Source organism: Listeria sp. MAN/IMW/UF464 (assembly GCF_058683955.1).
The window spans coordinates 236,560-263,438 of the sequence record NZ_JBZWZP010000003.1 but is presented as its reverse complement, the minus strand read 5'-3'; the positions used below and the strand labels follow the sequence as shown (position 1 = coordinate 263,438).

Genomic DNA, 26,879 nt, shown 5'->3' with positions numbered 1-26,879 from the left:
CAATTAATGATTGCGCTTTACAATATCCTGTGTTTATAATTAAAGTATCAAATTTACAGAAGGAGATTGTGAAATGGAAGCGCTTAACAAAAAATTATTTCGTCTAAATTCAAAAGAAAAAATCCAAAAAAGCACTGGCACTTTTGTTCCCGATTTACCCAATGGATCCTTTTTAAAAGAGAACGGCAGCATGGAATTATTAAATGATTATTTCTTCAAAAACAAAGACATTTATATAAGCAAACACAACCGATTTGCGGACTACCCTTATCATACACATCAATTTCTTGAACTAAATTACATGTATTCAGGAAGCTCCGAACAAGTCATTGAAGGAAATAAAGAAACTTTACATGAAGGAGAACTTTTACTTTTAGACAGCGGCTGCCACCATTCCATCAAAGCAACAGGCGAAAAAGACATTCTCATCAACATCCTTTTCCGTGACCAACAAATCAGCCTAGAATGGCTAACGAGTATAAAGAAAAAAAACAGCCTTCTATTCGACTTTCTTCTTCATTCCAGCGTAAGCGAGCAATCTTTAAAGAAATATATTATTTTTCAAAGTGCGCAAATTCCGCATATCCAACAAATTTTAAACCAAATTATCACGGAATATTTTTTAGAAGAAGAATTTTCATCGCGAATTATCACTCTCTATTTACCAATCCTATTCACTGAATTAGTCCGTAAATGCGATACATATTTAGCTGATGATCTTACCAGCGCACAATCAAGCACCACTTCCACCATGCTCGAAGTCATCAAGCTGATAGAATCTAACTATCGGACAATCACACTAACAAGTGCCGCGGATACATTAGGTTACAATAAAAATTATCTCAGTAACTTTATTAAAAAAAATACCAATTTCACTTTTACCGAACTAGTCAATAAACAAAAAATGCTCGCAGCAAATCTTTTAATCGAAACCACTTCCACTCCAATCGAGTTGATTATTGAAAAAGTTGGCTTTAGTAACAAGACTTACTTTTACTCCTTATACAAAAAAACATTTAATCTTTTACCCAACGAAGTGCGCAATAAAAAATAAGAGTACTGCATTAGTCGCAGTACTCTTATAAATGTTTCACGTGAAACATTCTATTTATAAACAACCTCAAACTCTTCACAAACCACCAAAGCATCTTCTTCAAATGGAATTCCAAGCTCGTCGCATTCATTCGTGAAAAAGGAAGTATGTACTTTACGCCAATATTCTAGCGATCTGTCACCTTCTCCTTCCAAATAAGCAAATGTTTCAGGTACTTCATTAAAAGGCATAATCTTGACTCCTATTAACTTAATAATACCCATCGCTTCTTCTTCACCATCTAAAAGAACGACGTGCGAACCAACTGAAGGCATTGGTTCCAAGCCCTGGTCATACCAATAAAACAAGCTGCTAGTCCCTGTTTTAATTCCATTCATAACAAGTTTACCAAGTTCATCCGCCATACTAGGAGAATTTCCGAACGCCCAAGCTTCAAACTTATTTGAGATTGTCGGGTTTTCTGCTCGATATTTCTGCCACATTACATTAACTGAATTCTTATATATTGTCACTTAAGTCTCCTCCTAAAAAAAAGACTGAGATTCCTAAAAACCTCAGTCTTAGCTTTATTTTTTCACTGGCTTAATCACAATATAACGATAAGGATCGCGTCCTTCAGAATGCGTTTCAATTTGTTCATTCTCGCTTAAAATAGCATGAATAATTTTTCTTTCAAATGAAGGCATTGGTTCTAAATGAACAGCGCGCTTCGTTTTAAGAGCTTTATCCGCCATTTTATTTGCTAAAAGTACTAACGTTTCATGACGTCTTTCACGATAGTCCCCTACATTAACAATAATGTTTTTGTATTGGCTCGTTGTTTTATTAGCAATTAATTGTGTTAAGTATTGAAGTGCATTAAGAGTTTGTCCATGTTTGCCAATTAGCATTCCTAGACTTTCACCTTTAATTTGCAACTTCACGTCTTTACCTACTTCTTCTACATCAATCGTGATTACTGCACCCATCTTGGTAGCAACATCTAAAAGATAATCAATCGCTACTTGGATACCATCTTCTTTTTCAATTACTTTTACCATAGCTAGTCTTGAACCAATTCCGAAAATACCTTTTTTACCTTCGTCTAGAACTTCTACTTCGACCTTGTCGCGTGTTGTTTCTAAAGTCGCTAATGCATTTTGGATTGCTTCTTCAACATTTGAGCCTTGCGCAGTTATATCTCTCACTTTCTTTTCTTACCTCCTTTTTTGGAAGCTTTCATGTTAGCTGCTTTTTTCTTCAAACGTTCTTCTTCAAGTTGAGCAGCCGCCAGCGCCTCCTGTTCACGTTTGTTTTTAAAAGGATTATTTATTAAAAGTGTTTGGAATACGGTGAAAATGTTACCGATAATCCAGTATAGAGCAAGTGCAGAAGGTAATGTGATACCCATAAATAGAATCATTACTGGCATGATATAAACAATCATCGCCATTGATTTATTTTGCTGTGTTTGCCCCATCATAGAAATTTTTGATGATAAGAATGTTGTTAGTGCTGCTACGATTGGCAAGATATAATATGGATCCGGATTTCCTAGTTGCATCCATAAGAATGTATCTGTTTTAATTTCAGCAGTTCTACTAATCGCTTGGTAAAATCCTAGTAAAATAGGCATTTGTATCAATAATGGTAAACAACCCATCATTGGATTTACACTATTTTCTTGATATAGGCGCATTGTTTCTTGTTGTAATTTTTGTTTTGTTTCATTATCTTTAGACGAGTATTTTTCTTGTAGTTCTTTGATTTTCGGTTGTAAGCTGGTCATAGCTTTTTGGCTTTTCAGCTGTTTGATCATTAAAGGCATAATTAGTAGTCGAATTAAAATTGTAACGACAATAATTCCGACTGCATAATTTCCCCCGAATAAATCGGAAAACCATGTAATAACCCAAGATAACGGAAACACGATGTAGTGACTCCAAAATCCAGTTGAATCTTTTGTAATTGGATCAGTTGAATAGCCACAACCCGAAAGTACAGCTACTAATCCGATTACAAGACTTGCGATGAGCAACTTCTGTTTGAATCGCTTTTTCTTCTTCAAATTGATGTAACCTCCAATTTCGCCTTTTTCAAATTCCCACTCATTTTGAATTGTTTGGTTTTTGTTTTAAAACACGCCCTACTTTTAAAACATGAATCAAACTTTTCTTAACTTCATGAAAATCCATATTGGCCGCCGGTTTTCTGGCGATGATAATATATTCATTTTCAGGATTGATTTGGCTTTCTAGCTCATGGAAAGATTGTCTTATGTATCGTTTGATTCTATTTCGGCAGACAGCGTTTCCAATTTTTTTACTAACGGATAAACCAATTCGAAAATGACTTGCTTCTTCTTGCTTTAAAGTATAAACAACAAATTGACGGTTAGCAAAAGATTTTCCTCTTCGGAATACTTTTTGGAAATCGTCATTTTTTTTAATTCTATATTTTTTTTTCATACATTCTCCATCTTCTTACATATCTTAGTATAAGGCCGTTTGACTCAGAGATTTTTCAAAAAAAAAACCACTGAGTCGTTTTCAGTGGTCTACGCAGATAAAACTTTTCTTCCTTTACGACGACGACTTGCTAAAACTCTACGTCCGTTTTTAGTACTCATACGCGTACGGAAACCATGCACTTTTTTTCTTTTACGTTTACTTGGTTGATATGTTCTTTTCATTAATTACACCTCCCATGAAAGGGTCCAATCGAATTTATCTATTAGACAGTCTTAGATATTGTACGTGAACTGGTCATTTTTGTCAATACTATTTAGACGAATTTCTATTTAGACTCCGTTCACTATCATATCATATTTTTATAGAGAGAAAAACCATTTTTCTAAATTTATTGTGTCAAATAGATATATTTTTCTCTAGTAGTATCCGGAATAGCTATTTTACGTCCAGAAACCTCTACTAAATATCGCGCAAACTCACCAATTTTCTCAAATTCAGCAGGATATTCAAAAATTAGTTTTTCCTCTATTAAATAATTATCGACATAATGGCTCGTTTCAGGCTGAAAAGATAGAAGTCCTTCTATAAAACGAATTACTTTGGTAAATTTCGGAATTTCCTGCTCTTCTTCTAAATCAGTAAAGTGAAAAAACATCGTGTAAACATGATTTTTTTTAATATTTACGGAAAAAGCTTCTTTATTTATATTACTTTTCGCAAATACTTTAAAATCATCAATTTCTGCTGGTTCCCGTTTGTCGTGAATAAGTAAATAACCAAACACGTCATCAATGTTCCCGTTTTGGATAACTCGGTAAAACTCTGTATCTCTTGTTTTCAAAAGCCGTTGAAATATCATTTTTCACAACCTCATCTTTTGTCTTTTTTTTCGTATTCTGCTAAATAGTTTAACACATTGTCGCAATGAAATCCTTTCCCAGAAAGTGTGGATAAGTAGTTAATAACGGCTTTTTATTGTGGATAACCTTTTATTTAAGTTTAAACTTATACACAATTAGTGGTTATTTACACACATTGACTTGTGGATAATTAATTCTAACAATTTCGTTACAGATTTCTTTACACACAAGTTATACACAAGTTAACTGGCTGTGGACAACCGTTTTTCACATCTGGACAGTTTTGTGGATAGATTTTGTAAGTCCTTGCTATCAGAGTGATTTTCTGATATTATAATTCCTGTCGAATAGAAATATAGCTGGGGAAAAATAAAGTTATCCACAATACATTTTCACTTTGTGGATAATTTTTTAACAGTGTTTGGATAACCTTATCCATGGCTTTTTCTATCTGTGGATAACTTTAGAGCATCCATTTACATTACACAAAAAAGGGGGGTTACTAGTGCAATCAATTGAAGACATCTGGCAGGAAACACTGCAAATCGTCAAAAAAAATATGAGTAAACCTAGTTACGATACATGGATGAAATCAACAACCGCTCATTCACTTGAAGGTAACACGTTTATTATTTCAGCGCCCAATAATTTTGTACGCGATTGGTTAGAGAAGAGCTACACACAATTTATCGCTAACATTTTGCAAGAAATAACTGGTCGCTTATTTGATGTCCGCTTTATTGATGGCGAGCAGGAAGAAAACTTTGAATACACTGTGATTAAACCAAATCCAGCATTAGATGAAGATGGTATTGAAATTGGAAAACATATGCTTAATCCGCGTTATGTTTTTGATACATTTGTCATTGGTTCAGGGAACAGATTTGCCCACGCAGCATCACTTGCAGTAGCCGAAGCACCAGCGAAAGCGTATAATCCGCTTTTCATTTATGGCGGAGTTGGCCTTGGTAAAACACATTTAATGCACGCAGTTGGCCATTACGTTCAACAACATAAAGATAATGCCAAAGTAATGTACCTTTCCAGCGAAAAATTCACTAATGAGTTTATTAGCTCCATCCGAGATAATAAAACCGAAGAATTCCGTACAAAATACCGGAATGTTGACGTCTTACTTATTGATGATATTCAATTTTTAGCCGGTAAAGAAGGAACGCAAGAGGAATTTTTCCATACATTTAATACGCTTTATGATGAACAAAAACAAATTATTATTTCCAGTGACCGACCACCAAAAGAAATTCCTACACTGGAAGATCGGCTTAGATCCCGCTTTGAATGGGGCTTAATTACTGATATTACGCCACCAGACTTAGAAACACGGATCGCCATTTTACGTAAAAAAGCAAAAGCAGACGGACTTGATATTCCAAATGAAGTCATGCTTTATATTGCAAACCAAATTGATTCGAATATTCGCGAGCTAGAAGGTGCACTCATTCGAGTAGTTGCTTATTCTTCCCTCGTTAATAAAGATATAACAGCTGGTCTTGCGGCTGAGGCTTTAAAAGATATTATCCCCTCTTCTAAATCACAAGTTATTACGATTAGTGGGATTCAAGAAACAGTGGGCGAATATTTCCACGTTCGTTTGGAAGATTTTAAAGCAAAAAAACGGACGAAAAGTATTGCATTCCCGCGCCAAATCGCAATGTATCTATCAAGAGAGCTTACAGATGCCTCATTACCAAAAATCGGTGATGAATTTGGTGGACGAGATCATACAACCGTCATCCATGCACATGAAAAAATATCGCAACTACTAAAAACCGATCAAGTGTTGAAAAATGACCTTGCTGAAATTGAAAAAAATTTAAGAAAGTCACAAAATATGTTTTAATAGACCTGTGTACAATGTGGATAACTGGAACATACTTACCCACAAGTTATCAACATGTGGAAAACTTTATGTCGCATAGCTTAAAACATACTTATCCACAAATCCACAGTGCCTATTACTATTACTACGATTTTTTATTAATTAATTAAAGGTTTTTGAGGTTTTACAAAATATAAAAAAATGGGGGATACTCATGAAATTTGTTATTGAGCGTGATCGTCTTGTCCAAGCAGTCAATGAAGTTACTCGTGCCATCTCTGCAAGAACAACGATTCCAATTTTAACGGGGATAAAAATAGTCGTAAATGATGAAGGTGTTACTTTAACCGGTAGCGATTCTGATATTTCCATCGAAGCATTTATTCCATTAATCGAAAATGATGAAGTAATTGTAGAAGTTGAAAGTTTTGGTGGTATCGTTCTTCAATCCAAGTACTTCGGTGATATTGTTCGTCGTTTACCTGAAGAAAATGTCGAAATTGAAGTTACTACAAATTATCAAACTAACATTAGTTCTGGCCAAGCTTCCTTTACACTAAACGGCTTAGATCCAATGGAATACCCTAAATTACCAGAAGTTACAGATGGTAAAAATATTAAAATTCCTATAAATGTCCTTAAAAACATTATTAGACAAACTGTTTTTGCTGTTTCTGCTATCGAAGTTCGCCCAGTGCTTACAGGTGTTAACTGGATTATTAAAGATAACAAACTTAGCGCAGTTGCAACCGATAGTCATCGTTTAGCATTACGTGAAATTCCACTTGAAACAAATATTGATGAAGAATACAACATTGTTATTCCAGGAAAAAGCTTAGCTGAACTAAATAAAATTTTAGACGATGCAAGTGAATCCATTGAAATGACACTCGCAAATAATCAAATCCTATTTAAATTAAAAGATTTATTATTTTATTCTCGTTTACTGGAAGGTAGTTACCCAGATACATCACGCTTAATTCCAACTGATACTAAATCAGAACTTGTCATTAATTCCAGAGCATTTTTACAAGCGATTGACCGTGCTTCCCTACTTGCTCGCGAAAACCGTAATAACGTTATTAAATTAATGACCCTTGAAAATGGACAAGTTGAAGTATCCTCTAACTCTCCTGAAGTTGGGAATGTTTCGGAAAATGTCTTTAGTCAAAGCTTTACTGGTGAAGAAATTAAAATATCCTTTAACGGTAAATACATGATGGATGCATTGCGCGCATTTGAAGGCGATGATATTCAAATCTCCTTCTCTGGCACAATGAGACCTTTCGTACTTCGACCAAAAGATGCTACTAATCCAAATGAAATTTTACAATTAATCACGCCGGTTAGAACTTACTAATCTCGCAAAAAAGCACATCCGTCTTGGTTTCAAGGCGGATTCTTTTTTTGTTATAGTACAGATTTTGAATAAAAATGTATATTTATGCAAATGGAGGTAATTCTTAGCATGATGAAAGACATGACAACAGGTAACCCGACAAAATTAATCTTTTTATTCGCGATGCCGATGTTGATTGGAAACTTATTTCAGCAATTTTATACGATGATTGATGCCGTTATTGTCGGGAAATTTGTAAGTGTAGATGCCCTTGCTGCTGTTGGGGCGACAAACTCAGTCAATTTTTTTATGATTTCTTTGATTATTGGACTTATGAGCGGTATTTCTGTCGTGGTGGCGCAGTATTTTGGTTTTAAAGATTATGATCGTTTAAAAGATGTAATTGCTACTGCAACGTATGCGGTGGTTTTTTCGGCGATTATTTTAACTATTGCTGGCGTTTTACTTGCGAAGCCACTCCTTATTTTACTGAGAACACCTGCTAATATTTTGGATGATTCTACTATCTTTTTAACCACTCTTTTTATTGGGATTTTACCGATGAGTCTGTATAACGGGATGGCCGCGATACTTCGAGCTCTTGGAAATTCGATTACACCGCTGATTTTTTTGATTTTATCGTCTTTAATGAATATTGCATTAGATTTTTTATTTGTTGTTTATATGGGTATGGGCGTTCGCGGTGCTGCGATTGCAACGGTTTTATCCCAAACAGCTGCAGCAATTGCCGTTATTTACTATGCTTATTGCCACGTGCCTTTTATGCGAATAGAGCGTGCCAAATTCAAGCTTTCTACCCCACTACTTAAAGAAATGGTGCGAATTGGGCTTCCTTCTGGTTTACAAGGATCATTTATTTCTATCGGGAATATGGCACTTCAAAGTTTAATTAATGGTTTTGGTTCGTCCGTTGTTGCGGCATATACTGCAGCGAGTCGAATTGATTCACTTACATATCAACCAGGAATTGCCTTTGGAGCTGCCTCCTCGATGTTTGCTGGTCAAAATATCGGTGCTGGAAAAATTGATCGTGTTCGCGAAGGTTTTTGGTCAGGAATAAAAGTAGTTACAGCCATCAGCATTGGAATAACGATTTTAGTTCAACTTTTCGCTCGGCAATTTTTATTACTATTTGTAGATTCTAGCGAGACAGAAGTTATTAATATTGGTGTGAGTTACTTACTTATAGTGTCGCTATTTTACGTCGTTGTAGGGATTTTATTTGTTGTGCGGGAAACTTTGCGTGGTACTGGAGATGCGATGGTACCTTTAGCAATGGGGATTTTCGAGTTAGTTTCAAGGCTTGCTATCGGATTTATTTTATCCCTTTATATTGGTTATGTTGGGCTTTGGTGGGCGACCCCAGTTGCTTGGATTACTGCGACGATGCTCGGAGTATGGCGATATAAATCAGGAGCTTGGCAAAAAAAGGCAGTTATTCGGCGAAAATAACCATTTTAATAAAAAAACGCCACAGAAGCTCATATTTTCTTTTTTTTAATAAATAATATCCCCCCATTAGTTTTGCTAAAAAAAGCTGAAAAACGAATATATGAAAATATTCTTTGTATTATTAGCAAAACTTTAGTAAAATAGAAGGTAGTGATAAAAAAAGATTGGGCGTGAAATTTTTGGCTGAAACAGTAAAGATAAATAGTGAGTTCGTAACGCTTGGTCAACTTTTACAAATGATTGATGTAGTTTCAACTGGAGGAATGGCAAAAGCGTACCTTAGTGAAAATACGATTTACATCAACGGAGAGCAAGATAATCGCCGGGGGAAAAAGCTTCGTAATGGCGATGTTATCTTAGTTCCTGGTGTTGGAAAAGTGAAAATTGAGCAAGGATAATAGCAGATGCATTTAGAAAGCATTGTTTTAAGAAATTTCCGTAATTATGAAAACTTAGAACTAGAATTTTCCCCGTCTGTGAATGTTTTCCTTGGAGAGAATGCACAAGGTAAAACCAACCTTTTGGAAGCTGTGTTGATGCTTGCTCTTGCAAAATCACATCGGACAACCAATGATAAAGATTTTATTATGTGGGAAAAAGAAGAAGCCAAAATGGAAGGGCGAGTAGTGAAGCGCGGGCAAACAGTGCCTCTAGAGCTTGCTATCACCCAAAAAGGCAAGCGAGCTAAGGTCAACCATTTGGAACAAAAGAAATTGAGCCAATATGTTGGTAATTTAAATGTGGTTATTTTTGCCCCAGAAGATTTATCGCTTGTGAAAGGTGCTCCAGGAGTTAGGCGCCGATTTTTAAATATGGAAATCGGACAGATGCAGCCGATTTATTTGCATAATTTAAGTGAATATCAGCGGATTTTGCAGCAACGAAACCAATATTTGAAGATGTTGCAAATGAAACGTAAAGTTGATCCAATGTTGCTTGATATTTTAACAGAGCAATTTGCAGATGTCGCCATTAATTTGACGAAAAGACGCGCTGATTTTATTCAAAAACTAGAGGCATATGCAGCGCCAATTCATCACCAAATTTCACGAGGATTAGAGACACTTAAAATCGAGTATAAAGCTTCTGTCACCCTTAATGGGGACGATCCCGAAGTGTGGAAAGCTGATTTACTTCAAAAAATGGAATCAATCAAACAAAGAGAAATCGACCGTGGTGTCACACTTATTGGGCCACATCGGGATGATTCTCTGTTTTATATTAATGGGCAAAATGTGCAAGATTTTGGTTCACAAGGCCAACAGCGGACAACGGCACTTTCTGTGAAATTAGCGGAAATCGACCTTATCCATGAAGAAACTGGTGAATATCCGGTTCTCTTACTCGATGATGTGCTCAGTGAACTAGATGATTATCGTCAATCGCATTTGCTCGGAGCTATTGAAGGAAAAGTACAAACCTTTGTAACAACCACAAGTACGAGCGGAATCGACCATAATACGCTTAAACAAGCAACAACATTTTATGTAGAAAAAGGTACAGTAAAAAAATCCTAATTTAGGTTAATATAATTTGATGAAAAAGAAAGTGCGGTGGAATAATTAATGTCAGAAGAAAATATTACAAATGTACATGAAAGTGCTTCAGATTATAACGAAGATCAAATACAAGTACTAGAAGGCTTAGAAGCAGTAAGAAAAAGACCTGGTATGTACATTGGTTCAACTAGCCAACGTGGACTCCATCACCTTGTATGGGAAATTGTTGATAATGCAATCGATGAGGCCCTTGCTGGTTTCTGTACTGAAATTGAAATTACAATTGAAGCTGATAACAGCATTACTGTTCGCGATAACGGACGTGGAATTCCAACTGGGATTAACGAAAAAATCGGCCGTCCAACAGTAGAAGTAATCTTTACAGTTCTTCATGCCGGCGGTAAATTCGGCGGCGGCGGATATAAAGTATCAGGCGGACTTCACGGAGTTGGTGCATCGGTAGTTAATGCCCTTTCCACATCCCTTGAAGTATACGTTCACCGTGAAGGACAAAAATATTACCAACGTTTTGAACGCGGTGATGTAGTCATGGATATGGAAGTACAAGGTGAAACAGATTACCGTGGAACTATTGTTCACTTTACGCCAGATCCACAAATTTTCACTGAAACAACAGAATTTGATTTTGATACGCTTCGTACTCGTACGCGCGAACTTGCTTTCTTGAATCGTGGCTTAACTATTTCGATTGAAGACAAACGTGAAGAGCACAAAGTTCGTAAAGATTTCCACTATGAAGGCGGAATTCGTTCTTACGTGGAGCATTTAAATAAAGCAAAAGACGTTATCCATGAGCCACCAATTTATTTGGAAGGCGAACGCGATGACATTATGGTTGAGATTTCCATGCAATATAATACTGGATTCTCAAGTAATATCATTTCATTTGCGAATAATATTCATACGTATGAGGGCGGAACTCACGAATCTGGATTTAAAACGGCTTTAACGCGGGTTATTAACGACTATGCGCGCCGAAATAAATTATTTAAAGATAGTGATGATAATCTTTCCGGTGAAGATGTTCGTGAAGGTTTAACTGCTATTATTTCCATCAAACACCCAGATCCACAGTTTGAAGGACAAACAAAAACAAAACTTGGAAATTCAGAAGCTCGTTCTATCACGGATAAGCTGTTTTCTGAGGCTTTAAATAAATTTATGATGGAAAACCCAGATGTAGCTAAAAAAATCGTTGAGAAGGGCGTTGTGGCTTCTCGTGCACGTCTGGCTGCTAAGCGCGCCCGTGAAGTTGCTCGTAAAAGCAGTGGTCTAGAAATTTCTAGCTTACCTGGTAAATTAGCTGACTGTTCTTCCCGTAACCCTGAAATTAGCGAACTTTACATCGTTGAGGGTGACTCAGCTGGTGGTTCAGCTAAACAAGGTCGTGACCGTTTATTCCAAGCGATTTTGCCGATTCGTGGTAAAATTTTGAACGTGGAAAAAGCTCGTTTAGACCGTATTTTAGCTAACGAAGAAATTCGAACTATTTTTACAGCGATGGGTACTGGTTTTGGTGGAGATTTTGATGTTTCTAAATCTCGTTACCACAAATTAATTATTATGACTGATGCCGACGTTGATGGTGCACATATTCGTACACTACTTCTTACGCTATTTTATCGTTATATGCGTCCTCTGCTTGATGCAGGTTATATTTATATTGCACAACCACCGCTTTATCAAATTAAGCATGGTAAACAAATCGAGTACGTATATAGTGACGGACAATTAGAAGATTATCTAGCAAGCCTTGATGGAGACACTAAATACAGCATTCAACGATATAAAGGTCTTGGAGAAATGAACCCAGAGCAACTTTGGGATACAACCATGAATCCAGAACACCGTACACTACTTCAAGTGAATATCAAAGACGCTATTGATGCCGATGAAACTTTTGAAATGTTGATGGGTGACCGCGTGGAACCTCGTCGTAAATTCATTGAAGACAACGCGCAATACGTTAAAAACTTGGATGTTTAATAAATATTTCCCGGGTAATAATTGGGTTATTAATTGTTTTTAAAAGGTATGAACTAGATTCAGCCTTACTTTTGAAAGGGAGGTTTCTCTAACAATGGCAGAAACACCAAATCAACGAATAACAGAGATAAACTTGAATAAAGAAATGCGGACATCATTCTTAGACTATGCGATGAGTGTAATTGTTGCCCGCGCCCTACCAGATGTTCGTGACGGATTAAAACCAGTTCACCGTCGAATTTTATATGCGATGAATGACCTAGGTATGACTTCTGATAAAGCGTATAAGAAATCAGCACGTATTGTTGGGGAAGTTATTGGTAAATATCACCCCCACGGCGATACAGCGGTTTATTTTACAATGGTTCGGATGGCGCAAGATTTTAGTTATCGTAATATGCTAGTTGATGGACATGGTAACTTTGGTTCTGTCGATGGTGATATGGCGGCAGCGATGCGTTATACGGAAGCACGTATGTCAAAAATTTCGATGGAACTACTGCGAGATATTAACAAAGACACAATTGATTATGCTGATAACTATGATGGTTCAGAACGTGAGCCAGTTATTTTGCCAGCACGTTTCCCTAACTTACTTGTCAATGGTTCGTCAGGTATTGCGGTTGGTATGGCTACGAATATTCCTACTCATCATCTAGGTGAAGTAATTGACGGCGTTTTAGCCCTTAGTCATGATCCAGAAATTAGTATTCGTGATCTAATGGAACATATTCCAGGACCCGACTTCCCTACTGCTGGGATGATTATGGGGCGTAGCGGAATTCGCCGTGCTTATGAAAGCGGTCGTGGTTCTATTACCGTTCGCGGTCGTGTTGATATTGAAGAAAAGAAAAATGGTAAAGAAACAATCGTTATCACTGAAATTCCTTACCAAGTAAATAAAGCGCGCCTAGTTGAGCGTATTGCCGAACTAGCTCGTGAGAAAAAAATTGACGGAATTACTTCCCTAAACGATGAATCTGACCGTTCCGGAATGCGCATTGTTATTGAAGTTCGTCGTGATATTAGCGCAAGTGTTATCGTGAATAACTTATTCAAAATGACAGCACTTCAAACCACTTTTGGTATTAATATGCTGGCACTTGTCGACAATCATCCAAAAGTACTTAATTTAAAAGAAATCCTTTATCATTATTTAGAACATCAAAAAGTAGTTATTCGTCGCCGTACGGAATTTGAGCTTCGTAAAGCAGAAGCGCGTGCTCATATTTTAGAAGGTTTACGAATTGCGCTTGATAATATTGATGCGATTATTAAATTAATTCGTGGATCAAAAACTTCTGATGTAGCCAAAGAAGGCTTAATGACTCAATTCAACCTTTCTGATAAACAAGCGCAAGCCATTTTAGATATGCGTTTGCAACGTTTAACAGGTTTGGAACGCGAAAAAATTGAAGAAGAATATCAAAACTTAGTGGCATTAATTAACGATTTAAAAGCCATTTTAGCTGATGATGAGCGTATTCTTGAAATTATTCGTGAAGAATTAGAAGAAATCAAAGTTAAATATGCGGATAAACGTCGTACAGAAATCTTGGCTGGTGATTTAGTGAGCCTTGAAGATGAAGACTTAATCCCTGAAGAAGAAGTGGCGATTACGCTAACTAAACGTGGCTATATTAAACGTTTACCATTATCAACTTATCGCAGCCAACGTCGAGGTGGTCGTGGTATTCAAGGTATGTCTACTCATGAAGATGATTTCGTAGAGCACCTTGTTGCAACGAGCACGCATGATACGTTACTATTCTTCACTAACACGGGTAAAGTTTACCGTTCAAAAGGTTATGAAGTACCTGAATACGGTCGTACCGCGAAAGGTATTCCAATCATCAACTTACTTGGAATCGAAAGCCAAGAACAAGTGAATGCCGTGATAAATCTATCCGAATTCACTGATGACAGCTACCTATTCTTCACTACTAAACACGGTGTCGTGAAGCGTACCACCCTTTCTCAATTTGCGAAAATCCGTCAAAGTGGTCTTCGTGCTGTAGAACTTCGCGAAAACGATGAACTAATCTCTGTTCAAATGACAGATGGTAGCAAAAACATGATTATCGCAACGAAACATGGCCAATCTATCTACTTCCCAGAAGAAAATATCCGCGTAATGGGCCGTACAGCTGCCGGTGTCCGTGGTATTAGACTTCGTGAAGACGATGAAGTTATCGGTATGGAAGTACTAGAAGACGATGAAAAAGTACTCGTTGTAACAGAAAAAGGATATGGTAAACAAACGCCAGCCTCCCAGTATCCGCTACGTAATCGTGGTGGTATGGGTGTTAAAACCGTTACAATTACTGAGAAAAACGGTAATTTAGTAGCAATGAAAACTGTTACTGGTGAAGAGGACTTAATGTTAATGACCGTGAGTGGCGTATTAATTCGTTTTGAAATCGATACTGTTTCTCAAACTGGTCGTAGCGCAATGGGTGTCAAACTAATTCGCCTTGATGAAGATGAAAAAGTAGCTACTGTTGCAAAAGTGCCAAAAGAAGAAGATGAAGTTGAGCTTGAGGAAGAAATCGACGAAACTCTAATCACACAAGTTCCTGATGAAAGTTTTGAAGATGCTCCTGGAAGCGACATAGAAGAATAAAACGAAGCTGGAAATGACTCTAATTTATGAATTAGAATGATTTTCCAGCTTTTTTTCAGCATTAAAAAGCGCTTTTTGGCTGTATTTTATGTATAATATCTTTAATACGTCTAAAAAAGAGAAGAGTTGAAAAAATGCGCAAACTGGTCCAATTTCTGTTTATAGCAGTAGTTTTATTTTTAGTGGAATATGTTTTAATCAACCAAGCAGCTATCTTATTCTTAATAACAAGTGGAATCATCCAACTATGCGGGGTTATTATCGCAATTCGGCTACTTCTGTTCGATCAGCGGAATACTAGCTCAAAAGTCGCTTGGATTGCCGTTATTTTCATTTTGCCAGTGCTTGGAACAATTAGTTACCTTGTGTTTGGTAGAAATCCAGCAACTAGAAAATTCAGTACAGCTCAAGTGATGGAAAAAGCTAAATTAATTAATGCGATTCATGCAATTCCAAACAACACCAATGAAAAATTACCAAGGCTTTCTAAAAGAATTGCGCATTTAACGTCCATAGAGCCGATTAAGGGAAATAAAATTGAAATATTAACAAATGGTGAGGAAACTTTTCCAATGCTCCTAGACGCGCTTAGAAAGGCTGAAAACCATATTCACATTCAATATTACATTTTTAAAACGGATGCGATTTCTACAGAGATTCGTGATATTTTGGTGGAAAAAGCGAAATCCGGTGTTGAGGTTAGGTTTATGTTTGACGGTCTTGGATCAAGCAAACTGAGTAAAGCCTTTTTAGCTCCTTTGAAAGAAGCTGGAGTTAGTATTCACGCATTTGACCCAATTGCCTCCCCTTGGATTGTAAGAACAGCCAACTTAAGAAATCACCGTAAAATTGTTGTGATTGACGGACAAATTGGCTTTACAGGTGGACTTAACATTGGGGAAGAATATCGCTCTAATACACCAGATTTTCGTGTCTGGCGTGATACACATATTAAAATCACAGGCCAAGCTGTAATCGAACTCCAAGAATCTTTTCTAAATGATTGGGTTTATATGGAAAACCAAGCTGGTGCTGCAGATCAATTTATTAGTGAAGCTGGATTACAACAATATTTTTCACCAGTTGATGTAGGTGATGAATGGGCGCAAGTGATATACGGCGGACCATATGATAAAGAAAAATGGGTTCGTGATTCGATGCTTGATTTGATTGATTCCGCTAAAGAATCAGTTTGGATTGTATCGCCCTATTTTGTTCCAGATGAGGAGGCTCTTGCGGTTATTCGCCGGGTTGCAATGAGTGGTGTCGACGTGCGAGTTATTATTCCTGGAAAAGGCGATCGCGGGATTTCATTCCACGGAAGTAATGCTTATGTAAAAACGATGATTGAAGCAGGCGCGAAAATGTATGCTTATGCCGATGACTCTTTTGTTCATGCTAAAGCAATGCTTGTAGATGGAACACGTGCGGCTATTGGAACTGCCAATTTTGACGTGCGTAGTTTTAGATTGAATCATGAATTAATGGTATTCTTATATGATGAAAGTGAGGCTATGCTTCATTTAAAACGTGACTTTAAGAAAGATTTTGAAGATAGCCGACTATTTACGATGAAAGATATGGAAAATAAACCATTATTGACTCGTATAAAAGAAGTTCTATCCAGTTTACTATCACCAATTTTATAATTTAGGAGTGGAAAAATGAGTGGAGATTTAAAACTTAGACCGCTTGAACGAGAAGATTTAAAATTTGTTCACCGGTTAAATAATGATGCGAAAATTATGTCTTACTGGTTTGAAGAGCCATATGAGGCATTTGTCGAGCTTCAGGAGCTATATGATAAGCACATTCACGACCAATCAGAGCGCCGTTTTATTTTAGAATTAGATGGTCAAATGGTTGGACTTGTCGAATTGATGGAAATTGATTATATTCACCGGAGAGCGGAATTTCAAATTATTATTGATCCTAAGTTTCAGGGGCATGGTTACGCTGTTTCTGCCACAAAACTCGCGATGAAATATGCTTTTCACGTACTAAACCTGCATAAACTATATTTAGTAGTTGATAAAGTAAATGAAAAAGCAATTCATGTCTATGAAAAAGTTGGTTTTATTCGTGAAGGCGAGCTAATTGATGAATTTTTTGTTGATGGAACATACCACGATGCAATTCGAATGTGTATTTTTCAACATCAATATCAAGAAATGGATATTTAAAAGGTGATTGGCGTGGGAAAAGTTGCGCCAGTCATTGTTTTGGGTCAAAAAAAGTTCTATAATAAGGTTTTAGTGAAAAAATTATGGTATCATGAAGTATTAAAGTTTGTATTATTTTGATGGAGAAAGGATTGGCGTGCATTGGCTACAGGCATTGGGACAGCTAAAATGATATTATGCGGAGAACATGCAGTTGTATACGGAGAACCGGCGATTTCAGTCCCATTTACACAAGCAATAGTAACGACAAATGTAGAAACTTCTACAAAAACCAAATTTTCTTCGGCATTTTTTACAGGTGATTTAGAAAATATGCCTGATTTCTTAGCAGGAATCAAAGCATTAGTAGTAGATGTTTTAAATGAAATTGGTAATGGTGAAAATGTATCTATTCATGTAACTTCAGGCGTTCCGATTGGCCGAGGATTAGGTTCAAGTGCTGCAGTAGCAACAAGTATTGCGCGTGGCTTATATAAATATTTCAATCAAGAATTAGACTCTAAAAAACTATTAGCAATTGTAAATGCAGCAGAAAAAATTGCCCACGGAAATGCTAGTGGAGTTGATGCGATTACAGTCGTGAGTGAAAAGCCCGTATGGTATGAGCGAGATCGAAAACTAGAAATTATGCATTTTCCTAAAAAAATTACTTTTGTAGTAGCAGATACTGGCGTTCCAAGTGAAACCAGAGATGCAGTAAAAGATGTGCAAATTTTATACAAAGAAAATCAAGCTGAAATAGGGAAAATAATCCACCAACTCGGTGATATTTCCCGGGAAATAAAGTTGCATTTAGAAGGCGATGCTGACACTGTGAAGATAGGTGCTGCAATGAATAAAGCTCAATCTTATTTGGAAACTTTGACAGTGAGTGATAGCAGTTTAGAGAAATTAATTAAAGTAGCTAGAAGTAATGGCGCGGACGGGGCGAAACTTACAGGTGGCGGTAGAGGCGGATGTATTATCGCTGTAGCAAAAAATCAAGAAATCGCTAAACAAATAACGACGGCGCTTCATAATGCTGGAGCTGCACAAGAATGGATTTTTACGATTGGAGAAGGTAGTTATGAGAGCGACAGCCATCGCACACACGAATGTGGCGCTAATTAAATACTGGGGAAAACGCGATGAACACTTGATTCTACCTGCAAACAGTAGTTTATCCTTCACGGTAGATAAATTTTATACAAAAACAACGGTAGAATGGGACGAAAACTTAGCCCAGGATACATTTATTTTAAATAATGAACAAAAAACGGATGCAAAAGTAGCTCGTTTTATAGATAAAATGCGTGAAGAATTCGGTATTTCAGCAAAAGCAAAAATCACTTCCGAAAATCACGTTCCAACTGCGGCCGGGCTTGCTTCATCGGCTTCTGCATTTGCAGCTCTCGCGCTCGCTGGATCTAGTGCTGCTGGCAGAAAAGACACAAAAGAATATATTTCCAGACTGGCTCGTTTCGGGTCTGGTTCTGCTTCTCGTTCCGTTTTCGGCGATTTTGTCATTTGGGAAAAAGGTGAACGCGCGGACGGTAGTGATTCATTTGCAGTACCTTTCACCAATAAATTATGTGATAAAATGTCTCTTGTAGTCGCAGTCGTTTCTGATAAAGAAAAGAAAGTTTCTAGTCGGGATGGAATGCGCCTAACTGTGGAAACATCTCCGTTTTTCGAAAAATGGGTTTCTGCTGCTGAAACAGACTTAGAAGAAATGAAGCAAGCTATTTTGGATGAAGATTTCATCAAAGTGGGCGAAATCACAGAGCGAAATGGAATGAAAATGCATGCGACAACGCTTGGTGCAGAGCCTCCTTTCACTTATTTTCAACCTTTGTCGCTAGAAATAATGGATGCAGTTAGAGAATTGCGTGAAAACGGCATACCAGCCTATTTCACAATGGATGCTGGTCCAAATGTTAAAGTTATTTGTGAGCGTGAAAATGAAAATATTGTAGCAGAGAAGTTGTCAGGTTTGGCTAAAAACGTTCTAATTTGCCACGCTGGTAAGGAAGCGAGTGTTATATCAGATGAAAAATAAACTACAGGTTAAAATACCCGGAAAATTATATGTTGCTGGTGAGTATGCGGTGGTAGAATCCGGTCACACAGCCATTCTAACTGCAGTTAATCGTTATATAACGCTAACTCTTGAAGATAGTGAACGCAATGAATTATGGATTCCACATTATGAAAATCCAGTTTCATGGCCAATTGGCGGAGAACTTAAACCAGACGGGGAACATTGGACATTTACAGCTGAAGCAATTAATATCGCGACAACTTTCCTAAAATCAGAAGGTATAGAACTAACTCCTGTGAAGATGGTCATTGAAACAGAACTAATCGACCAATCTGGCGCAAAATATGGACTCGGTTCAAGCGCAGCGGCTACGGTTGCTGTAATTAACGCGTTAATGACGAAATTTTATCCAGAAATATCAATGCTTAAAAAATTCAAACTAGCTGCCCTTTCACATTTAGTTGTGCAAGGTAATGGTTCTTGTGGTGATATTGCTTCTTGTATGTATGGTGGCTGGATTGCTTATACGACGTTTGATCAGGAATGGGTGAAGCATCGTTTAGCTTATAAATCACTCGAATGGTTTATGAAAGAGCCTTGGCCAATGCTTCAAATTGAAACATTAGAAGAACCAGTACCGACTTTTTCTGTAGGTTGGACGGGCACACCTGTAAGTACCGGGAAACTAGTTTCGCAAATTCATGCATTTAAGCAAGAAGATAGCAAGAATTATCAACATTTTTTAACTAGAAATAATGAGATTATGAAGCAAATAATTCAAGCTTTCCATACGAAAGACGAGGAATTGCTCTATTCATCTATTAAAGAAAATCGGCGTATTCTTCAAGAACTCGGAACAAAAGCTGGCGTAAATATTGAAACAAGCTTGCTAAAAGAACTCGCGGACTCAGCCGAAAACATGGGCGGCGCAGGAAAATCATCTGGCTCTGGTGGCGGCGACTGCGGAATAGCTTTCTCGAAAACGAAAGAACTAGCCGAAAAACTTGTCAATGAGTGGGAAAAGCTTGGTATTAAACATTTACCTTTCCATACAGGGAGAGTTCAAATTACTGAATAAATTTTAAGCAGCAAACTAAAATAAATAGTTTGTTGCTTTTTTGTTTCGAATTTCACAAACTAGGGAATAGTGAACAGAATAAAAGTTTGTGAAATATTTAATATATCAGGTTTTTGAACTAAGGTATTAAATCAGATATAATGAGTTAGAGTATGAACATAGTGATTCTAAAAATGCTAATCAGTTCAGAAAAAAGTTTGTGAGCTTTTTTAAAAGAATCAAATAGTAAAGCATTTTTTCAGTTACATAGGAGTTCTAAAAAGCTTCTTTCAGCACTCCGGTAATGGTATTTTTGCGCAAAAATACACATTAGAAAACATCAAAAGGAAAAGAGGGGATTCGGGTGTCAAAGGTACTTAAATCTTTGCTACTTACGGCACTACTTGGGGTTACCGGCCTTATAAGTGGTTGTGGTGACTTGACGGTACTTAATCCAAAAGGACCAGTTGCAAAAGGTCAGTCGGACTTAATTATTTATTCGATTATATTTATGCTGGTTATTGTTTTGACGATTTTTGTATTGTTTACGATTATGTTGGTTAAATACCGCGAACGGAAAGACATTTCAAACTATGAGCCGGATATGCAAGGTAGTAAAAAACTGGAAATTTTTTGGACATTGATTCCAGTTGCAATCGTTATTGCTCTGGCTATTCCGACTGTAAAAACAATTTATGCAGGGGAAGAAGCACCAAAAGTGACTTCGCATAAAGATCCAATTGTTATTTACGCAACAAGTGCAGACTGGAAATGGATTTTTAGTTATCCAGATGAGTCAATTGAAACAGTCAACTATGTAAATATTCCAACCGACCGTCCTGTACTGTTTAAATTAACTTCGGCAGATACAATGACAAGTTTTTGGGTACCACAATTAGGTGGACAAAAATATGCGATGTCTGGAATGACGATGAATTTATATTTACAAGCAGATGAGGTTGGTACGTATAAAGGCCGTAACGCAAACTTCAATGGTGAAGGTTTTGCGGATCAACGCTTTGACGTAGTAGCTCAATCTGAAAAAGATTTCAAGAAATGGGCAAAAGAAACAAAAGCGAACTCGCCAGTTATTACGCAAGACACATATGACCGTCTTTTAATTCCTGGAAGCTCCAAGAAAAAGACTTATTCTGGTACGCATTTAGCATTTGTTGATGTAGCAGCTGATCCAGAGTATGTTTTCTATGCCTACAAACGTTTTGGTTATGAAATGACAAATCCACATAATCCGAACACAAAATCAACCATCTCTGATAAACCAATGCTTCCGGTTCGTCCTGTGACAGTGACTAATCCGCAATTTGAGCGTCATGATATGAAGCCACAAATTATTAAAAACGGCGAAGGTTACCATGAGGATAAACACCGCGAAGATGAAATGAAGAAAATGGAAGAAGACATCCAAACAAATGAATTCAATAAAAAAGAATCGGATGACGCAGGGAACTAAAAGGGGGGACATAAGGCATGAAATGGAATGAGTTTATCGTAACTGGTGACCCGATGATTTTAGGTGCGCAGATTTCTATCGTACTTGTAAGTATTGGTGTTGTCGCGTTACTAACTTATACAAAAAAATGGAAGTGGCTCATGAAAGAGTGGATTTCTTCCGTTGATCATAAAAAAATAGGTATTATGTACTTGCTTGCTGCTGTCTTAATGTTTTTCCGTGGCGGTGTGGATGCGCTAATGATGCGTACCCAGCTCGCTTTACCGGATATGAAATTTTTAGACGCACAGCATTATAATGAAGTTTTTTCTACACATGGAACGATTATGATTTTATTTATGGCGATGCCGTTTATCATTGGGTTGATGAACATTGCCGTACCACTTCAAATTGGTGCGCGTGATGTAGCATTTCCATTTTTAAACAACTTAAGTTTTTGGACGTTCTTTATGGGAGCGATGCTATTTAACTTATCATTCGTAATTGGTGGTTCACCAGATGCTGGTTGGACAAACTATGCGCCACTTGCGACAGATTTTAGCGCTGGATATGGAATTAATTTCTATCTTCTAGGTGTTCAAATCGCTGGTATTGGTACGCTGATGACGGGGATTAACTTTTTCGTTACGATTTTAAGAATGCGTACAAAAGGTATGACGTTAATGAAAATGCCAATGTTTACTTGGTCTTCATTAATTACAAGTTTGATCATTATTTTCGCTTTCCCAGTTTTAACAGTGGCACTTGCTTTGATGTCATTTGATCGACTGTTTGGGACAGCATTCTTCACACTCACGAATGGCGGGCTCCCAATGATGTGGGCCAACTTGTTCTGGGTTTGGGGGCATCCGGAAGTATATATTGTTATTTTGCCAGCTTTCGGTATTTTCTCAGAGATTATTTCTACTTTCTCCAGGAAAAAATTATTCGGTTATCCGGCGATGGTTGCCGCGATGGCAGTTATTTCTTTACTAAGTTTCCTAGTTTGGGTCCATCACTTCTTTACAATGGGATCAGGGGCGCTTGTTAACTCCTTCTTCTCCATTACAACGATGATGATTGCGATACCGACCGGGATTAAGATATTCAACTGGCTCTTTACAATGTACAAAGGGCGAATAACCTTTACAACGCCAATGCTTTGGTCGCTTGCCTTTATCCCTAACTTTGTTGTCGGTGGGGTAACTGGGGTTATGCTTGCGATGGCTGCGGCCGATTATCAATATCACAATACGTACTTCTTAGTATCCCATTTCCACTACGTATTAATTGCTGGAACCGTGTTCTCCTGCTTTGCTGGGCTTACATACTGGTATCCAAAAATGGTCGGTTACAGACTAAATGAAAAAATTGGTAAATGGTTCTTCTGGATTTTCGTTGTTGGATTTAACGTTTGTTTCTTCCCGCAATATTTCCTAGGACTAGATGGTATGCCGCGTCGTATTTACACTTACGTACAAGGTGATGGCTGGACAACGCTTAACTTTATTTCCACAGTGGGCGGATTCTTGATGGGTGTAGCATTCTTAGTTCTTTGCTACAACATCTACTACAGCTATAAAAACTCTAAACGTGAAGTTACTGGTGACCCGTGGGATGCTCGTACGCTTGAATGGGCTACAAGTTCTGCAGTTCCTCCAAAATATAACTTTGCTGTTTTACCAGAATGGAATGACTTGGATGATTTCTGGAATAGAAAACAAAAAGGCGATCCATATGTAAATGATAAAAATTATAAACCAATCCATATGCCAAGTAATACCATGGTTGGGTTTGTAATGTCTGTCTTCTTCTTCATTGCAGGTTTCGGACTAGTCTTCTACTGGTACTGGATGGGAATTCTTGGTCTAGTTGGTATTTTAGGATGTATGATTTATCGTTCGTTCCAAAATAACGATGGTTACCACGTCGAAGTGGACGAAATTAAAGCAACAGAAGAACATAATGCGCGCGAACTTGCGACTGGTGTGAAGGAGGGTAACCCATGGAATCTGTAGAAACAAATAAAAATCTGCCAATTGAATATAGATCAGAACAAGGTCGATTAAATATTCTTGGATTCTGGATTTTCCTTGGCGCCGAAATTGCATTGTTTGCGACGCTTTTTGCGACTTACTTTGTTATGAGAAAGGCTGGCTCGAATGCGGGTCATCCGCCAGCAGAAATGTTCGAACTTTGGCTAGTACTAATAATGACATTTTTACTATTAGCAAGTAGTTTTACGTGTGGTCTAGCAATTGGTGAGATGCGTAAAGGCAATGTGAAAATGTTGACGATTTACTCGATTATCACATTAATTCTTGGTGCGGGATTTGTTGGCTTTGAGCTTTATGAATTTGCACACTATGTGACAGAGGGCGTTACAATGCAAATCGGTTCTTACTGGTCAGCATTCTTCGTTCTACTAGGGACACATGGACTTCACGTAACAGTCGGGATTTTCTGGATTAGTTTTATTCTAATTCAAATTAAAATGCATGGTTTGACGCCAAAAACAGCATCAAAAGTATTTATTTCCAGTTTATACTGGCATTTTCTTGATGTTGTGTGGATTTTCATTTTCACCGGTGTCTATTTGCTAGGGATGGTGAACTAATATGGCACAAAATAATAAATCAAATGCAGCTCATGCTGAAGGTGGCATTCCTTGGAAACATATTGTTGGTTTCGCGCTATCAATTATTTTGACGCTTCTAGCAGTCTGGGTAGCCATTTATTCGACGCTAACAACAAATGTTAAGGTAGTTATTATTTTCATCTTTGCGTTCATTCAAGCAGCCCTACAGCTTCTGATGTTCATGCATATGACTGAAGGCCGCGATGGCAAAATTCAAATTGGTAATATTTTATTCGCAGCATTTATTGCGATTGTCGTAGTTATTGGTTCATATTGGGTAATGGAAATTGGCCATATGAATCACTTGTTATAATTAAAAAAGGCTGGTATGGAATTCATTTTCTGTGCCAGTTTTTTTGCATTTTTAAAGGGGTTAACAGCTTTTCTAAAAAAATTTAAAATTATTGCTTGCTATGTAATGCATTACATATTCTATAGTGGAGAAGTAAAATTATATCCGTGAGAGGAGATACACAAAAATGACAGAATCAAAATTTCCTAAAGGCTTCTTATGGGGCGGAGCAGTTGCTGCCAACCAATGTGAGGGAGCTTATCTTGAAGACGGTAAAGGACTTTCACTTGTTGACATCCTTCCAACAGTAGAGGATGGGCGCTGGGAAGCTTTATTCAATCCATCGAAAGCGCTTGCTACAGATTATGGTTTTTATCCAAGTCACGAATCAATTGATTTTTATCATCGCTATAAAGAAGACATTAAATTAATGGCAGAAATGGGATTCAAATGTTTCCGTATGTCCATCAGCTGGCCACGTATTTTCCCGAATGGTGACGAAACGACACCAAATGAAAAAGGTTTAGCGTTTTATGATGCAGTTTTTGATGAATGTCATAAATATGGCATCGAACCAGTTGTTACAATCAACCATTTTGATACTCCGCTTGAAGTTTTCAAAAAATATGGTGGTTGGAAAAATCGTAAATGTATCGACTTTTACTTAAATTTCTGTGAAGCAATTTTCACGCGTTATAAAGATAAAGTAAAATATTGGATGACATTTAATGAAATCAACATGATTCTTCATCTTCCATACATTGGTGGAGGTTTAGACGTTACTAAAGAAGCTAATCCAGAGGAAGTTAAATATCAAGCTGCGCATCATCAATTAGTTGCATCTGCTTTAGCGACAAAACTTGGTCATGAAATCAACCCTGAAAATCAAATCGGTTGTATGCTTGCAGCGGGTAACACGTATCCAATGACTTGTAATCCAAAAGATGTCTGGAAATCTATCGAGGCGGACCGTGAAGGCTACTTCTTCATTGACGTTCAAGCACGCGGATACTACCCAAGCTACACTAAACGTTTCTTCAAAGAACACAACATCAACATCAAAATGGAAGATGGCGACTTAGACGCATTACGCGATCACACAGTTGATTATGTGGCATTCAGCTACTATTCTTCTCGTCTAACAAGCGCAGATCCAGAGAAAAACAAAGAAACAGAAGGCAACGTTTTCGCAACACTAAAAAACCCATACCTAAAAGCAAGCGAATGGGGTTGGCAAATTGATCCACTAGGTCTACGTATTACAATGAATACAATTTATGACCGCTATCAAAAACCTCTTTTCATCGTTGAAAATGGCTTAGGTGCAGTGGATACTGTGGAAGAAGACGGCTCAATTAATGATGATTACAGAATTGACTATATGCGTGAACACGTTCGCGAAATGGGCGAAGCAATCGAGGATGGCGTGGAACTTCTTGGTTATACACCATGGGGCTGCATCGACCTTGTCAGCGCTGGCTCTGGCGAAATGAAAAAACGCTATGGCTTCATCTACGTTGACCGCGATAACAAAGGCAACGGAACTCTAAACCGCTCGAAGAAAAAATCATTCGACTGGTACAAAAAAGTAATTGAAACAAATGGTAAAGATATCGACTAGGATATAGTAAACCCCCACTTTCGGTGATGAAGGTGGGGGTTGTTTTATTGTTTTTTTGAGTTTTCTTCTTGTTGGATTTCGGTTACCGTTTTATCTACGGGATATTTAGCCCATTCATACATTTCTATTGGCATTCCAACATTTTTTTCAAAATGATCGTTATAAATAGAAGTCGTGAAGTATAGATCCTTATCACCATTAACATATCCTTCTATGTATGGAGTACCCATCCCTGTATAATCAACCTTAGTGAAGGTTACGTTCTCAATATTATTATAGTTATATTTTAAATATTTTTCGATTCGTGGGGATTCTGCTTTTAAAAGTTGATTTGCAGCTTCTTGTTTTTTATAATTTTGCATAATAAAGTAGCCTCCAATAAAACTAAGTATTATAATAATAATAATAGTTGAAAAAATTAGAATGTTTTTTCTTCTCATATTCTTCACCTCATAAAAATAATAACATAGATT

25 protein-coding genes are annotated in these 26,879 nt (G+C 37.3%); 18 read left to right on the top strand and 7 right to left on the bottom strand.

From position 1 onward, the window contains the following. The first annotated feature begins 73 nt into the window (after positions 1 to 73). Positions 74 to 1,054, top strand: coding sequence for a helix-turn-helix domain-containing protein (locus AC4PG0_RS11260; protein ID WP_003764526.1), 981 nt, complete (start codon positions 74 to 76; stop codon positions 1,052 to 1,054). Between the two features lie 50 nt (positions 1,055 to 1,104). Here AC4PG0_RS11260 and AC4PG0_RS11255 read toward each other — a convergent pair whose 3' ends face one another. The 6 genes from AC4PG0_RS11255 to AC4PG0_RS11230 all read right to left on the bottom strand — a co-directional run bounded on the left by AC4PG0_RS11255 (position 1,105) and on the right by AC4PG0_RS11230 (position 4,363). Further along, positions 1,105 to 1,566, bottom strand: a complete 462-nt coding sequence (locus AC4PG0_RS11255; RefSeq protein ID WP_003764528.1) for an ASCH domain-containing protein — start codon at positions 1,564 to 1,566, stop codon at positions 1,105 to 1,107. Positions 1,567 to 1,620: 54 nt separating this feature from the next. Then, complete coding sequence (gene jag / locus AC4PG0_RS11250; protein ID WP_003764678.1) at positions 1,621 to 2,241, bottom strand: RNA-binding cell elongation regulator Jag/EloR; 621 nt, start codon at positions 2,239 to 2,241, stop codon at positions 1,621 to 1,623. Next, positions 2,238 to 3,101 (bottom strand): membrane protein insertase YidC, encoded by an 864-nt coding sequence (gene yidC / locus AC4PG0_RS11245; protein WP_010991489.1) that lies wholly within the window; start codon positions 3,099 to 3,101, stop codon positions 2,238 to 2,240. The genes jag and yidC overlap by 4 nt, the downstream gene beginning before the upstream one ends. A gap of 40 nt (positions 3,102 to 3,141) precedes the next feature. Next, positions 3,142 to 3,501, bottom strand: coding sequence for a ribonuclease P protein component (gene rnpA / locus AC4PG0_RS11240; protein WP_003759421.1), 360 nt, complete (start codon positions 3,499 to 3,501; stop codon positions 3,142 to 3,144). 89 nt (positions 3,502 to 3,590) lie between these two features. Then, positions 3,591 to 3,725 carry a 50S ribosomal protein L34 gene (gene rpmH, locus AC4PG0_RS11235; protein ID WP_003718062.1) on the bottom strand — a complete coding sequence of 45 codons (135 nt, stop codon included), beginning with the start codon at positions 3,723 to 3,725 and terminating at the stop codon, positions 3,591 to 3,593. Between the two features lie 167 nt (positions 3,726 to 3,892). After that, positions 3,893 to 4,363 carry a ubiquitin family protein gene (locus AC4PG0_RS11230; protein WP_033533736.1) on the bottom strand — a complete coding sequence of 157 codons (471 nt, stop codon included), beginning with the start codon at positions 4,361 to 4,363 and terminating at the stop codon, positions 3,893 to 3,895. Between the two features lie 506 nt (positions 4,364 to 4,869). Between AC4PG0_RS11230 and dnaA the strand changes: the two genes are divergently transcribed. The 17 genes from dnaA to AC4PG0_RS11145 all read left to right on the top strand — a co-directional run bounded on the left by dnaA (position 4,870) and on the right by AC4PG0_RS11145 (position 26,406). Beyond that, positions 4,870 to 6,225, top strand: a complete 1,356-nt coding sequence (gene dnaA / locus AC4PG0_RS11225; RefSeq protein WP_003759425.1) for a chromosomal replication initiator protein DnaA — start codon at positions 4,870 to 4,872, stop codon at positions 6,223 to 6,225. 193 nt (positions 6,226 to 6,418) lie between these two features. Beyond that, positions 6,419 to 7,564, top strand: coding sequence for a DNA polymerase III subunit beta (gene dnaN, locus AC4PG0_RS11220; RefSeq protein ID WP_003772721.1), 1,146 nt, complete (start codon positions 6,419 to 6,421; stop codon positions 7,562 to 7,564). A gap of 108 nt (positions 7,565 to 7,672) precedes the next feature. Beyond that, the gene (locus tag AC4PG0_RS11215; RefSeq protein ID WP_194321637.1) at positions 7,673 to 9,016 is read left to right on the top strand and encodes an MATE family efflux transporter; all 1,344 of its coding nucleotides are present in this window, start codon (positions 7,673 to 7,675) and stop codon (positions 9,014 to 9,016) included. Positions 9,017 to 9,195: 179 nt separating this feature from the next. Beyond that, positions 9,196 to 9,414, top strand: coding sequence for a S4 domain-containing protein YaaA (yaaA, locus tag AC4PG0_RS11210; RefSeq protein ID WP_010990152.1), 219 nt, complete (start codon positions 9,196 to 9,198; stop codon positions 9,412 to 9,414). Positions 9,415 to 9,420: 6 nt separating this feature from the next. Continuing rightward, positions 9,421 to 10,533 (top strand): DNA replication/repair protein RecF, encoded by a 1,113-nt coding sequence (gene recF, locus AC4PG0_RS11205; RefSeq protein WP_033533734.1) that lies wholly within the window; start codon positions 9,421 to 9,423, stop codon positions 10,531 to 10,533. A 48-nt stretch (positions 10,534 to 10,581) separates the two neighbouring features. Continuing rightward, positions 10,582 to 12,522 (top strand): DNA topoisomerase (ATP-hydrolyzing) subunit B, encoded by a 1,941-nt coding sequence (gyrB, locus tag AC4PG0_RS11200; protein WP_003772716.1) that lies wholly within the window; start codon positions 10,582 to 10,584, stop codon positions 12,520 to 12,522. 94 nt (positions 12,523 to 12,616) lie between these two features. Next, a complete protein-coding gene (gene gyrA, locus AC4PG0_RS11195) occupies positions 12,617 to 15,145 on the top strand; it encodes a DNA gyrase subunit A (RefSeq protein WP_003772715.1) in 2,529 nt (842 codons plus the stop codon). 134 nt (positions 15,146 to 15,279) lie between these two features. Further along, complete coding sequence (gene cls, locus AC4PG0_RS11190) at positions 15,280 to 16,794, top strand: cardiolipin synthase (protein ID WP_492167550.1); 1,515 nt, start codon at positions 15,280 to 15,282, stop codon at positions 16,792 to 16,794. Positions 16,795 to 16,809: 15 nt separating this feature from the next. Then, positions 16,810 to 17,328 carry a spermidine N1-acetyltransferase gene (gene speG, locus AC4PG0_RS11185; RefSeq protein ID WP_003725621.1) on the top strand — a complete coding sequence of 173 codons (519 nt, stop codon included), beginning with the start codon at positions 16,810 to 16,812 and terminating at the stop codon, positions 17,326 to 17,328. A gap of 141 nt (positions 17,329 to 17,469) precedes the next feature. After that, positions 17,470 to 18,438 carry a mevalonate kinase gene (gene mvk, locus AC4PG0_RS11180; protein ID WP_052690306.1) on the top strand — a complete coding sequence of 323 codons (969 nt, stop codon included), beginning with the start codon at positions 17,470 to 17,472 and terminating at the stop codon, positions 18,436 to 18,438. Then, positions 18,395 to 19,366, top strand: a complete 972-nt coding sequence (mvaD, locus tag AC4PG0_RS11175; RefSeq protein WP_280377002.1) for a diphosphomevalonate decarboxylase — start codon at positions 18,395 to 18,397, stop codon at positions 19,364 to 19,366. The genes mvk and mvaD overlap by 44 nt, the downstream gene beginning before the upstream one ends. After that, on the top strand, positions 19,356 to 20,426 hold the full coding sequence (locus tag AC4PG0_RS11170) for a phosphomevalonate kinase (RefSeq protein WP_003743309.1): 1,071 nt from the start codon (positions 19,356 to 19,358) through the stop codon (positions 20,424 to 20,426). The genes mvaD and AC4PG0_RS11170 overlap by 11 nt, the downstream gene beginning before the upstream one ends. Before the next feature lie 343 nt (positions 20,427 to 20,769). Next, the gene (gene qoxA / locus AC4PG0_RS11165) at positions 20,770 to 21,876 is read left to right on the top strand and encodes a cytochrome aa3 quinol oxidase subunit II (RefSeq protein WP_492167549.1); all 1,107 of its coding nucleotides are present in this window, start codon (positions 20,770 to 20,772) and stop codon (positions 21,874 to 21,876) included. A 17-nt stretch (positions 21,877 to 21,893) separates the two neighbouring features. Beyond that, positions 21,894 to 23,873 carry a cytochrome aa3 quinol oxidase subunit I gene (gene qoxB, locus AC4PG0_RS11160; protein WP_003764714.1) on the top strand — a complete coding sequence of 660 codons (1,980 nt, stop codon included), beginning with the start codon at positions 21,894 to 21,896 and terminating at the stop codon, positions 23,871 to 23,873. Next, entirely contained in the window at positions 23,861 to 24,472 is a 612-nt protein-coding gene (qoxC, locus tag AC4PG0_RS11155; protein ID WP_003772709.1) for a cytochrome aa3 quinol oxidase subunit III, read from the top strand. Before qoxB ends, qoxC begins: the two co-directional genes overlap by 13 nt. Before the next feature lies 1 nt (position 24,473). Then, entirely contained in the window at positions 24,474 to 24,806 is a 333-nt protein-coding gene (gene qoxD, locus AC4PG0_RS11150; protein WP_003772708.1) for a cytochrome aa3 quinol oxidase subunit IV, read from the top strand. Between the two features lie 166 nt (positions 24,807 to 24,972). Next, on the top strand, positions 24,973 to 26,406 hold the full coding sequence (locus tag AC4PG0_RS11145) for a 6-phospho-beta-glucosidase (RefSeq protein WP_010990157.1): 1,434 nt from the start codon (positions 24,973 to 24,975) through the stop codon (positions 26,404 to 26,406). A 44-nt stretch (positions 26,407 to 26,450) separates the two neighbouring features. On the opposite strand, the gene AC4PG0_RS11140 is transcribed toward AC4PG0_RS11145, so the two are convergent. Beyond that, positions 26,451 to 26,768, bottom strand: coding sequence for a DUF1433 domain-containing protein (locus AC4PG0_RS11140; protein ID WP_228470550.1), 318 nt, complete (start codon positions 26,766 to 26,768; stop codon positions 26,451 to 26,453). Between the last annotated feature and the right edge of the window lie 111 nt (positions 26,769 to 26,879).

Coding starts and splice junctions, on each gene's coding strand:
- qoxC (WP_003772709.1), top strand. CDS start 23,861: ATGGAATCTGTAGAAACAAATAAAAATCTGCCAATTGAATATAGATCA.
- gyrA (WP_003772715.1), top strand. CDS start 12,617: ATGGCAGAAACACCAAATCAACGAATAACAGAGATAAACTTGAATAAA.
- AC4PG0_RS11260 (WP_003764526.1), top strand. CDS start 74: ATGGAAGCGCTTAACAAAAAATTATTTCGTCTAAATTCAAAAGAAAAA.
- dnaN (WP_003772721.1), top strand. CDS start 6,419: ATGAAATTTGTTATTGAGCGTGATCGTCTTGTCCAAGCAGTCAATGAA.
- AC4PG0_RS11215 (WP_194321637.1), top strand. CDS start 7,673: ATGATGAAAGACATGACAACAGGTAACCCGACAAAATTAATCTTTTTA.
- qoxB (WP_003764714.1), top strand. CDS start 21,894: ATGAAATGGAATGAGTTTATCGTAACTGGTGACCCGATGATTTTAGGT.
- rpmH (WP_003718062.1), bottom strand. CDS start 3,725: ATGAAAAGAACATATCAACCAAGTAAACGTAAAAGAAAAAAAGTGCAT.
- AC4PG0_RS11170 (WP_003743309.1), top strand. CDS start 19,356: ATGAAAAATAAACTACAGGTTAAAATACCCGGAAAATTATATGTTGCT.
- AC4PG0_RS11145 (WP_010990157.1), top strand. CDS start 24,973: ATGACAGAATCAAAATTTCCTAAAGGCTTCTTATGGGGCGGAGCAGTT.
- speG (WP_003725621.1), top strand. CDS start 16,810: ATGAGTGGAGATTTAAAACTTAGACCGCTTGAACGAGAAGATTTAAAA.
- rnpA (WP_003759421.1), bottom strand. CDS start 3,501: ATGAAAAAAAAATATAGAATTAAAAAAAATGACGATTTCCAAAAAGTA.
- AC4PG0_RS11140 (WP_228470550.1), bottom strand. CDS start 26,768: ATGCAAAATTATAAAAAACAAGAAGCTGCAAATCAACTTTTAAAAGCA.
- cls (WP_492167550.1), top strand. CDS start 15,280: ATGCGCAAACTGGTCCAATTTCTGTTTATAGCAGTAGTTTTATTTTTA.
- AC4PG0_RS11230 (WP_033533736.1), bottom strand. CDS start 4,363: ATGATATTTCAACGGCTTTTGAAAACAAGAGATACAGAGTTTTACCGA.
- recF (WP_033533734.1), top strand. CDS start 9,421: ATGCATTTAGAAAGCATTGTTTTAAGAAATTTCCGTAATTATGAAAAC.
- qoxD (WP_003772708.1), top strand. CDS start 24,474: ATGGCACAAAATAATAAATCAAATGCAGCTCATGCTGAAGGTGGCATT.
- mvaD (WP_280377002.1), top strand. CDS start 18,395: ATGAGAGCGACAGCCATCGCACACACGAATGTGGCGCTAATTAAATAC.
- gyrB (WP_003772716.1), top strand. CDS start 10,582: ATGTCAGAAGAAAATATTACAAATGTACATGAAAGTGCTTCAGATTAT.